This is a genomic window from Aliiroseovarius sp. (assembly GCF_030148435.1).
Lineage (GTDB): Bacteria > Pseudomonadota > Alphaproteobacteria > Rhodobacterales > Rhodobacteraceae > JASBTN01.
On the sequence record NZ_JASBTN010000084.1, the window covers coordinates 1 to 9198 of the forward strand.

Sequence of the window (9198 nt, forward strand, 5' to 3'; positions counted from 1 at the left end):
GTTCCACAGGTAGGAATAGTCGTATTTGTCGATCGAGAGCATGTAGTCGGTCGAACCATTGAACACGTCACGGTCGGCGCCCAGCGCCCTGGACTGGGCGACCTGGTGGGCGGCGAAGTCTTTGCGGTCGTCGGGATGGGACAAGGGAAACCTCCGGGGGATCGTCAGATTTGCGTGCCGAATGCGCGGCTGCGTCTGCGGGCATTGGCCCAGGCCTCGCCGCGCGGGAGCGTGTCGTCGATCACGGCCTGCGCGTCGTTGCCCAGCACAGTGTCACACATCCGCGCGGCAGTGAATATGGTGTTTTCGCCGTCGATCCCGGCCGAGCGTCGGAAGCTGTGCAGCTTGGCGAGCGTGCGCGACAGCCTGTCTACCAGCCGTTGACCCCGGGGTGGACCCAGGCGGCGGGCCTCGGCCAGCGCGGACTGGGTACCAAACTGTACGGCGTGACCATCGAGCGAGGCCTCGATTTCCGCCGCCGTGGCCGGCTCCTTGCGCGCGGCATCCATGAGGGCGCGGCGGTACCAGGGCACGTAGTCCGGGCTCACCGGCTGCTGCGGGTAGAGGTGGCGCGCGGTCTCGAGCGTGCCGAGATAGGCCAGCGACATGGATTTGGTCACCGGCACGATGTCGTCCACGTCGTCGGTCCTGATCTCGGTCAGAAACCGCGTGTCGGCCTTTTTCTCGGCCGCACTTCCGAAGCTCTGCATCGAGCCGCCCGTGGAGGCGGGCGAGAACCCGTTGATAGAAAGCGGATGGCGGATGTGCCACAGATCGCCGCCATGCTGGAGCGCACGGAAAGTGATGTAGATATCCGGGCTGCGAGCCCGGAAATAGGGCGCGCCCGGACCCGAAAGCGCGTCGAGATAGGTCCGCGACATGCAGCCATGATACAGGCCGGGCATCGGCGGTTCGGGGTCGCACAGGCCCTGTTCCAGTTGCCGCAGGCGTCGCACAGCATCGATCCGCGCGGGCCGCCCGTAGGCACCCTCGCGCGTGAGCCGCACTCCGCCGGTCTTGGTGCCATAGCCGGGCACGGGCCAGCCATAGGTGGGCAGCGTCCAGCTGACCGCGTCGGGTTTGTGGCGGGTCAGGATGCCACGCAGCACCGGGAACTGGCCGGGGATCATCCCGTCATCGTCGCCGAAGGTGATGATGTAGTCACCGGTGCTCTGGCGCAGGGCGAACTCGAAATTCTGCCGCATGGACAGCCGCGCGCCGGTGTTGACGTATCGCACCCGCGGGTCGTCCACCGCCGCGACCCGGTCGGCCGTGTCATCGGTGCTGGCATTGTCGCTGACCAGGATTTCCAGCGCGTCGTCGTCGATCGCCGTCGCGGTGCGCAGCGAATGGGCCAGGTAGGCCCCGCGTTCACGGCTGGGAATGACGATACTGACTTTCATGGACGCCCCGGGTCTCGGATGATGGGGCCGTTTACACCTGCGCCCCGTGAAAGAAAACAGGCGAGTGCCCACCCTGTCCTCATGTTGACGCCCTCCCCCATGTATGAGACCAAGGCGCGAGCCTTTTCAGGAGCCCGCCATGGCCCTCATGTCCGACCAAGACCGCGCCTTTTTCGCCGAAAACGGCTATGTTCTCCTGCCCGGGTTTTACGATGTCGAGGCGGATATCAACCCGATCCTGCGTGACATCCACACGATCATCGGCCTCACGGCCACGCGTCACGGCGTGACGCTGGAGCGGGTACCATACAGCCCCGAAACCTTCGACAGCGGCTATGACCGGCTGATTGCCCATGACCGGGCCATCGGCGGCGAGATCTATGACCTGGTCAAGCAGATCCCCGCCTTTCTGCGGCTGATCAGCCACCCCCGCGCCGACGCGCTGTTTCGCGACATCCGGGGCACGGACATCTCGGGCATCGGGGCGGCGTCCTATGGCATCCGCATTGACAACCCGATGGAGGACAAGTTCCGCAGCCACTGGCACCAGGAATTCCTGTTCCAGCCGCAAAGCCTGGATGGCATTGTCTTCTGGACACCTCTGGCGGAGGTTACCGAAGACATGGGGCCGGTGATCGTCCTGCCCAAATCCCACAAGGACGGGTTGTGCATCTATTCGCGCGGCACGACCTATGCCGACAAGCAGGGTGCCTACCAGATCGGCATCCATGACGAAGACAAGGTCGTTGCACGCTATGAGCATATCGCGCCGCTGACCAGACCGGGCGACCTGCTGCTGATGGATTTCCTGACCATCCATGGCTCTGGCTGGAATCGCTCGGGGCGCGCGCGCTGGTCGGTGCAGAACCGGTTCTTCAACTATGCCGACCCGGTGGGCATGAAGGTGGGCTGGAAGGCCTCGATCACCACAGGTACGGATGTCGAATCCGTCTTTCCCGACAATTTCGTCAAAGGGGGCGCGTGATGCCCGGCTGCACCGTTTGCGGCACCGATCTGGGCGCGCCGATCTATCGCTCGGGGCGGGCCCATTCGCTGACCACGATGAACACGCTGGTGAAGGGTGAAACGCAGGTCTTTTTCTGCGATACCTGTGGCCATGCGCAGACCAACGCCCTGCCCGATCTCGAGCGGTTCTATGCCGAGGAGTACGAGATCAACCTGGATGGCGAGGACGACGATCAGCTCTATGCGGTCGTGGGCGGGCGCGAGGTCTACCGCTCCGAACACCAGGCCAATGTGCTGGCCGACAAGATAGACCTGAGCCGATTCCGCCGCGTTCTGGACTACGGCTGTGCCAAGGCGCCGACACTGCGTTCGGCCCGCGAAAACGCGCCCAGGATGGAGGCCTATCTATTTGATGTCACAGACAAATACATCCCCTTCTGGGAAAAGTTTCCCGAGCCCCGTTACTATGCGGCGTTTCAGCCGGACCCGGCCTGGTCGGGACATATCGACGTTGTGCTCAGCTTCTATGCGCTGGAACATGTGGCGGAGCTGAACGAGATCATCGGCAATGTGAAGGCTCTGCTGCGCGATGGCGGGTATTTCTATTTCATCGTGCCGAACATGTATGCCAATGCCGCAGATTTCATCGTGGCCGATCATGTGAACCATTTCAGCCGCGCCTCGCTGACCTACATGCTGGGCAACCACGGGTTCACCGACATCGAGATCGACGAAGAGGCCCACGCCGCGGCCTTCGTGGTCATGGCGCGGATCGACCATACGAAAGCGCATGGCCAGACCTCCCTGCCCGATTTCGCCGCCGATCGCGCGAAGGCCTGCGAGCTTGCCGGTTTCTGGTCGGGGCTGACGGCGCGCATCACCGCCTTCGAGGCGGGGCTGGACGCGGGCCTGCCGCGGGCGATCTATGGCGCGGGCATTTATGGCAACTATATCTACAGCTGCCTTGATCAACCCGAAAAGATCACCCATTTCGTGGATCAGAACAAATTCCTTGCCGGCAAGCGGATGCAGGGCTGCCCGGTCGTGCCGCCCGGCACCTATTCCGATGATCCCGCCGCCCTCTTCGTGGGTCTCAACCCGCGCATCGCCCGCAACGCGATGGCCGAGACCTTTGCCGGACGGGCGCTTGAGTTTTTCTTTCTCGACTGAGCCCCGGAGGGCGCGATGCAGAACCTTGACGATGTCGCCTCGAAATACCTTCAGCCCCCCGCGGTGGAGATCGAGAACGACCTGATCATGAACTGGTATCCCGAGCGTGTCGCCGCGCGTCTGGGTCATGTCGGGCGGCTTCTGGAGCTGGGGCTGGGCCATGGCTACACGGTGCCCTATTTCACCGCCATGTGCGACGACCACGTGGTGGTCGAGGGCTCGGGCAAGGTGATCGAGCATTTCCGCGCACAGAACCCCGGTTACGCGGGCACGCTGGCCGAGGGGTATTTCGAGACCTGGGAGCCGGATGCGCCCTTTGACCTGATCGTGATGGGGTTTGTTCTGGAGCATGTGGACGACCCGGTGGCGATCCTGCGGCGCTACGCCGGGTTCCTGACGCCGAACGGCCGGATCGTGATCGCGGTGCCCAACGCCAAGTCGATGAACCGGCGGCTGGGCCTGGCCATGGGGATGATCGACGACATCTATGCGCTGAACGAGACCGATCACATCCTGGGCCACCAGCGCAATTTCTGTCGCGACACGCTGCGCGAGGCAGTGGAAAGCGCGGGCCTTTCGGTCAAGAACGAGGAAGGCATCTATCTCAAGCCGCTGCCGCTGGGGGTGCTGAAGACGCTGGATGACATGGATGCCAACCTGCGGGCCATGTGCGAGGTCGGCGTGGACTTCCCCGATCTCTGTGTCGCCCTTCTGGTCGAGGCCGGAACCGCGTGAGCGCGCGCCCGGCAGTCGTCGTCACGGGCGTGGGCGCGCTGATTGGCCAGGGCATTGCTGCGGGGCTCGGGCAGGACGGGCGGGCCGAGATTATCGGGCTGGACCGCCGCCGGTCGCTTGTGGCCGAAACGCTCTGTGACGAGACCGTGCAAAAGCCCGGCTGCGACGAGGAAGACGCCGAATACCTCGCCTTCTGGGATGCGCTGATCATCGAGGCGGGGGTGAGGCTGATCATCCCCGGCATCAGTGTGGACATGGTGTTCCTGATGAGCCATGCGCCGTTCTTCTGGGATCGCGGCGTGGTGCTGGCGCTCAACGACATGGGCCTCATCCGCCTCAGCGAGGACAAGCGCGCGTTTGCCCGGGATTACACCGCTCTGGGGCTGCCGCAGATCCCGACCCTGTGCGATCCCGGGAGCTGGAGCGCGCTGGCAGGCCCCCTGGGGCCGCCGCCCTACCTGATGAAACCCGCTGTGGGCGAAGGCAGCCAGGGGCTGCATATCCTGCGCGACGAGGCGGATTTCGCCTATTGGTCGCAGAAGACCGGCGGCGCGCAACTCTACCAGACGATCATCGGCACGGATGACGAGGAATACACGGTCGGCGTCTTCGGCTTGGGTGACGGGACGTCGCTGGGCCCGCTGATCTTTCGCCGCACATTGACGCGCTCGGGTCATACCGGCACGGCCGAGGTCGTGGACCATCCCGCCATCGCCGAGGCCACCGCAAGGATCGTCGCCCATTATCGCCCCATCGGCCCCACCAACCTGCAATTCCGGGTGGCGCAGGGCAAACCCTACCTGCTTGAGATAAACCCGCGCTTTTCCAGCTCGGCCTCGCTGCGCACTGGCTTCGGCTTCAACGAGGCGGCGATGTGCCTCGATTTCTACCTGATGGGCAAAATGCCCGGCCTTCCGACGCTGCGCCGCGGACACGCCCAGCGCCACATTGCGGATATGTTCGATCATGCTGGCCCTTCTGAGTGACATCCACGCCAACCTCGCCGCACTCGAGGCGGTGCTGGCGGATGCCGGGGCGCGCGGGGCCACCCGCATCCTCTGCCTTGGCGACGTGATCGGCTATAACGGCCAGCCCGAGGACTGCGTGCAGAGGATCAAGGCCACGGGTGCCATCAACATCCTGGGCAATCACGACAGCTATATCACCACCGGCCGGAACTGCGAGCGCAGCAAGGTCGTGGCCGGCATCATCGACCGCCACCGCGCAGAACTGAGCGAGGACAGTATCGCCTGGCTCAAGACCTCGCGTGATCATGTCGCGGAGGGCGACACGCTTTTCCTTCATGGCGGACCCAATGACCATGTGGACGAATATCTCTACGAGGTCGGTCCCGACACGTTCCCGCCCGGCGTGCGCCGCCTGTTCGCGGGGCACACCCATGTGCAGGTGCGCCATGATTTCGGGGACAGAACCTTCGTGAACCCCGGTTCGGTCGGCCAGCCCCGCGATGGCGACCCGCGCGCCGCCTACGCAATGCTCGACGGCGAGGCCATAACCTTCCACCGCGTTGCCTATGACATCGATGCCACCATCGCGGTGATGCGCCAAAAGGGCTACGAGGATTTCACCTGGCGTGGCCTGCCTGTCGGCGCCCAGATCAATGGCAAGGTGAGCGGGATCACGCGGCGGGACTGATCCCGGCACCGGCTACGGCCGGCCTTTCTTCTGGCTGGAAATTGCCCGGGGGTTTGGGGGCTGGCCCCCAATCAGACAAACCTGCGTGGCGCAGCCACTCCTTCAGGTCGCGCGCCCGTGCAGGTTTTCGACAACGCAGCACACCCGGTCGATGTCCTCGTCCGTCATGTCGTGATAGCTGGGCAGGTTGATCGCGCGGGTGCAGATGTCGTGGCTGAGCGGCGTGTCGCAGGGCTCGAACATCGGCTGTTCGGAGAGCGGGTAGAAGAAGACCCGCGCATCCACGTCAGCGGCATCGAACGCCTCCTGCAGCCTCTCGCGGGTGAGGCCGAGCCGGGCATCGAAAACCGCCGTGGGCATCCAGGCGCCGTTGCGCGTGTTGGTCGGCTCGGGGTTCATGCTGACCCCGTCCAGCCGCAACAGCCGCGCCTTGTAGGCGGACAGGATGGCGTGTTTGCGTGCGGTCAGCGTGTCGATGCGGCTCAACTGGCCACAGCCCAGTGCGGCCTGGATGTTCGACATCTTGAACTTGTAGCCCACAACGTCGGCCCAGAACTGCTTGTCCTGCGCCCGGTCGCGGCCGTGGTTCGAGAGCGTCGTGACCCGGTCGAAAAGCGCTGTATCATTGGTCACGAACATGCCCCCCTCGCCGGTGGTCAGCGTCTTGGTGCCGTGAAAGGAGAACGTACCGAAGGTGCCCATGGACCCCGCATGTGCCCCCTGCCAGCGCGCGCCCAGCGCCTCGGCGGCGTCCTCGATCAGGGCAAGCCCGTGGCTTTCGGCCAGAGCCCCGAGCGCATCCATGTCACACAGGTTGCCATAGAGATGCGTGGCGATGATGGCTTTTGTCCGTCTGGTGATCGCCGCGGCCACGTGGTCGGGATCAAGGCACCAGCTGTCCGGCAGGATGTCCACGAAAACCGGCGTGGCGCCCAGATGCATCACCGGGGCCACGGTGGCGATCCAGTTGGTATCGGCGAGGATCACCTCATCCCCCGGACCCACACCCAGACCCGCCAGCCCCATCTCCATCGCCCCGGTGCAGGACGAGGTGGCGATGGCGAATTCTGTGCCCACATAGGCCGCGAATTCGGCCTCGAAACGATGGATGTAGTCATAACACTTCGCACCCCAGCCGGTGCGGGCAGCATCCTCGACCAGCTTTACCTCGACCTCGGTGATCGACGGACGGGTATAGGCGACGCGCGCCATCACAGATACCGCCGTTCGGGCACGAAGGTGACAAGCTGCGTGTCGGTGAGGTCGGCCAGGGACCCGGCCACCTCGTCGGCGATGTTCCAGGGCAGGATCACCACATAGTCGGGCGGGGACTCGCGCAGGGCGGCGGGCGGACGAACGGGGATGTGGCTGCCGGGCAGCCAGGTACCGATCTTGGCCGGCGCCGCGTCACAGACGTAAGGCATGAGATCGGGTCGCACGCCTGCATAATTCATCAGCGTGTTGCCCTTGGCCGCCGCGCCATAGCCCGCAACGGTCCTGCCCCCCGCCCTGGCATCCAGCAGAAAGCGCAGGAAATCGTCCTTGATCCGGTTCGCGACCGGCTGGAACCCTTCGTAGAAGGCGTCCGTGTCCATGCCGCGCGCGGTCTCGAGGGCGCGCAGGGTGGCGACCACGGCGCGTTCTTCATGCGCGCCCGCATGTCCGCCATAGACCCGCAGCGATCCGCCATGGGTGGGCAGTTCCTCGACATCGAAGACCGCCAGCCCGGCGGCCTTGAAAATCCGCTCGACCGCCATCAGCGAGAGATAGGAATAATGCTCGTGATAGATCGTGTCGAACTGGCCGAATTCGACCAGCCGCATGAGGTGCGGAAACTCCAGTGTAATCACGCCTTGCGGTTTCAGCACCTTTGCCAGCCCGCGGGTGAAATCGTTGATGTCGGGCACATGGGCATAAACGTTGTTGCCGATGATCAGGTCGGAGGCGGGCACCGTTGCGGCCATCGCCTCGCCGAAGAACTCCTGCCGTACCGGGATGCCCAGCGCCTCGGCCGCAATGGCCGTGCTACGGGTGGGTTCGATGCCCAGACAGGGGATTCCCCTGGCCACGAAATTCCTGAGCAGGTAGCCGTCATTGGAGGCGACCTCGATCACGTGGCTTGCGCCATCCAGACCCAGCCGGTCGGCAATCATCGAAACATACGCCGCCGCATGGCTCAGCCAACCCTGCGACGTCGAGGAGAAATAGGCATAATCCTCGGTGAAAAGCTCATCGGCGGCGGAAAAGTCCAACGTCTGAACAAGGCGGCAGCCGGTGCAGGCCATCAGTCTGAGCGGAAAGGTCTGTTCGGGCCGTGTCAGGTCGGCTTCGGTCAGGTAGGCATTCGACGGCGGCGCATGGCCGAGGTCGAGAAACTCGAGCGTCAGAGGCGCGGCGCAATGGCGGCAGGTCTGGGTCACAGCGGAGATACCTCTGTCAGTTTCGGCAGGGCGCGGTCGCGGTCGGACATCCGTGCGACGGGCAACGGCCAGTCGATCCCCAGGCACGGGTCCAGCGGAGTCACGCCGCCCTCGTGGTCTGGCGCATGGGGCACGGAGTGGAAATACTGAAGCTCGCAGCCCGGCACAAGCGTCTGAAACCCGTGCGCGAACCCTTCGGGCACATAGATCGCGTTGTGCGTCGCCGCGTCCAGCGTCACGCTTGTGTGTTGGCCAAAGGTCGGGGACTCATCCCGCAGGTCAAGGATCACGTCCAGAACCCGGCCCGCCATGCAGCGGATCAGCTTGATCTCGGCCATGGGCGGGCGCTGGAAATGCAAGCCGCGCAACGTTCCGGCCTCGGCGCTGTGCGAGATGTTCATCTGTGCCCAGCCGGTGTTGAGGCCACGGTCGCCGAACTCTTCTTCGCAGAAGATGCGGGCGAAAAAGCCGCGCGCGTCGCCGCGTTTTTCCGGGACGATCCCGTAGGCGCCGGAAAGGGGGAGTTCGGTGAAAATCATGGTGTGCCGAAGGCCGCGATCTGAGCGCGGCAGAGAGCGACCGGGTCCGCGCCCTCATGGGCAGCGCGGTACCATTCAACCGTCTTTTCAATAGTTTGGTCGAAACCCCAGCGGGGCGTGATGCCCAGATCGGCGCGCGCGGCCCCGATGTCGAGGCTCAGAAGCGCAGCCTCGTGGCGCTGGCCGGGACCGGAGGTGTCGCGCCAGGACCCCGGCCAGAGGGTCAGAACGGTGTCGGCGAGGTCACGCACGGTGCGGGTGGCCGCGGCATCCGGCCCGAAATTATAGGCCCGGGCATGGGTCGCGCCA

Annotated in this window: 9 protein-coding genes and 1 pseudogene; 5 read left to right on the plus strand and 5 right to left on the minus strand. The window is 64.6% G+C overall.

Features of this window, described 5'->3' with window-relative positions:
• Positions 1-164: 164 nt before the first annotated feature.
• Entirely contained in the window at positions 165-1403 is a 1239-nt protein-coding gene (locus tag Q1V43_RS15985) for a glycosyltransferase family 2 protein (RefSeq protein WP_300520214.1), read from the minus strand.
• A 148-nt stretch (positions 1404-1551) separates the two neighbouring features.
• On the opposite strand from Q1V43_RS15985, the gene Q1V43_RS15990 reads away from it, so the two are divergent.
• The 5 genes from Q1V43_RS15990 to Q1V43_RS16010 are packed head-to-tail and all read left to right on the plus strand — an operon-like array spanning position 1552 to position 5930.
• Positions 1552-2388 carry a phytanoyl-CoA dioxygenase family protein gene (locus Q1V43_RS15990; protein ID WP_300520217.1) on the plus strand — a complete coding sequence of 279 codons (837 nt, stop codon included), beginning with the start codon at positions 1552-1554 and terminating at the stop codon, positions 2386-2388.
• Positions 2388-3539 (plus strand): class I SAM-dependent methyltransferase, encoded by a 1152-nt coding sequence (locus Q1V43_RS15995; RefSeq protein WP_300520220.1) that lies wholly within the window; start codon positions 2388-2390, stop codon positions 3537-3539. Before Q1V43_RS15990 ends, Q1V43_RS15995 begins: the two co-directional genes overlap by 1 nt.
• Positions 3540-3554: 15 nt before the next feature.
• Positions 3555-4274, plus strand: coding sequence for a class I SAM-dependent methyltransferase (locus Q1V43_RS16000; protein WP_300520222.1), 720 nt, complete (start codon positions 3555-3557; stop codon positions 4272-4274).
• Positions 4271-5260, plus strand: coding sequence for an ATP-grasp domain-containing protein (locus Q1V43_RS16005; RefSeq protein ID WP_300520224.1), 990 nt, complete (start codon positions 4271-4273; stop codon positions 5258-5260). The genes Q1V43_RS16000 and Q1V43_RS16005 overlap by 4 nt, the downstream gene beginning before the upstream one ends.
• Positions 5241-5930 carry a metallophosphoesterase family protein gene (locus tag Q1V43_RS16010; RefSeq protein WP_300520227.1) on the plus strand — a complete coding sequence of 230 codons (690 nt, stop codon included), beginning with the start codon at positions 5241-5243 and terminating at the stop codon, positions 5928-5930. The genes Q1V43_RS16005 and Q1V43_RS16010 overlap by 20 nt, the downstream gene beginning before the upstream one ends.
• Before the next feature lie 102 nt (positions 5931-6032).
• Here Q1V43_RS16010 and Q1V43_RS16015 read toward each other — a convergent pair whose 3' ends face one another.
• The 4 genes and pseudogenes from Q1V43_RS16015 to Q1V43_RS16030 all read right to left on the minus strand — a co-directional run.
• Positions 6033-7142: a DegT/DnrJ/EryC1/StrS family aminotransferase gene (locus Q1V43_RS16015; RefSeq protein WP_300520230.1), complete on the minus strand. Its 1110-nt coding sequence runs from the start codon at positions 7140-7142 to the stop codon at positions 6033-6035.
• Entirely contained in the window at positions 7142-8350 is a 1209-nt protein-coding gene (locus Q1V43_RS16020; RefSeq protein ID WP_300520232.1) for a class I SAM-dependent methyltransferase, read from the minus strand. Before Q1V43_RS16020 ends, Q1V43_RS16015 begins: the two co-directional genes overlap by 1 nt.
• Entirely contained in the window at positions 8347-8889 is a 543-nt protein-coding gene (locus Q1V43_RS16025; RefSeq protein WP_300520235.1) for a dTDP-4-dehydrorhamnose 3,5-epimerase family protein, read from the minus strand. Before Q1V43_RS16025 ends, Q1V43_RS16020 begins: the two co-directional genes overlap by 4 nt.
• Positions 8886-9198: pseudogene (locus Q1V43_RS16030) on the minus strand (CDP-glucose 4,6-dehydratase); the annotation flags it as partial. The gene Q1V43_RS16025 and the pseudogene Q1V43_RS16030, both read right to left, overlap by 4 nt.

Coding starts and splice junctions, on each gene's coding strand:
- Q1V43_RS16000 (WP_300520222.1), top strand. CDS start 3,555: ATGCAGAACCTTGACGATGTCGCCTCGAAATACCTTCAGCCCCCCGCG.
- Q1V43_RS16015 (WP_300520230.1), bottom strand. CDS start 7,142: ATGGCGCGCGTCGCCTATACCCGTCCGTCGATCACCGAGGTCGAGGTA.
- Q1V43_RS16025 (WP_300520235.1), bottom strand. CDS start 8,889: ATGATTTTCACCGAACTCCCCCTTTCCGGCGCCTACGGGATCGTCCCG.
- Q1V43_RS15985 (WP_300520214.1), bottom strand. CDS start 1,403: ATGAAAGTCAGTATCGTCATTCCCAGCCGTGAACGCGGGGCCTACCTG.
- Q1V43_RS15990 (WP_300520217.1), top strand. CDS start 1,552: ATGTCCGACCAAGACCGCGCCTTTTTCGCCGAAAACGGCTATGTTCTC.
- Q1V43_RS16010 (WP_300520227.1), top strand. CDS start 5,241: ATGCTGGCCCTTCTGAGTGACATCCACGCCAACCTCGCCGCACTCGAG.
- Q1V43_RS15995 (WP_300520220.1), top strand. CDS start 2,388: ATGCCCGGCTGCACCGTTTGCGGCACCGATCTGGGCGCGCCGATCTAT.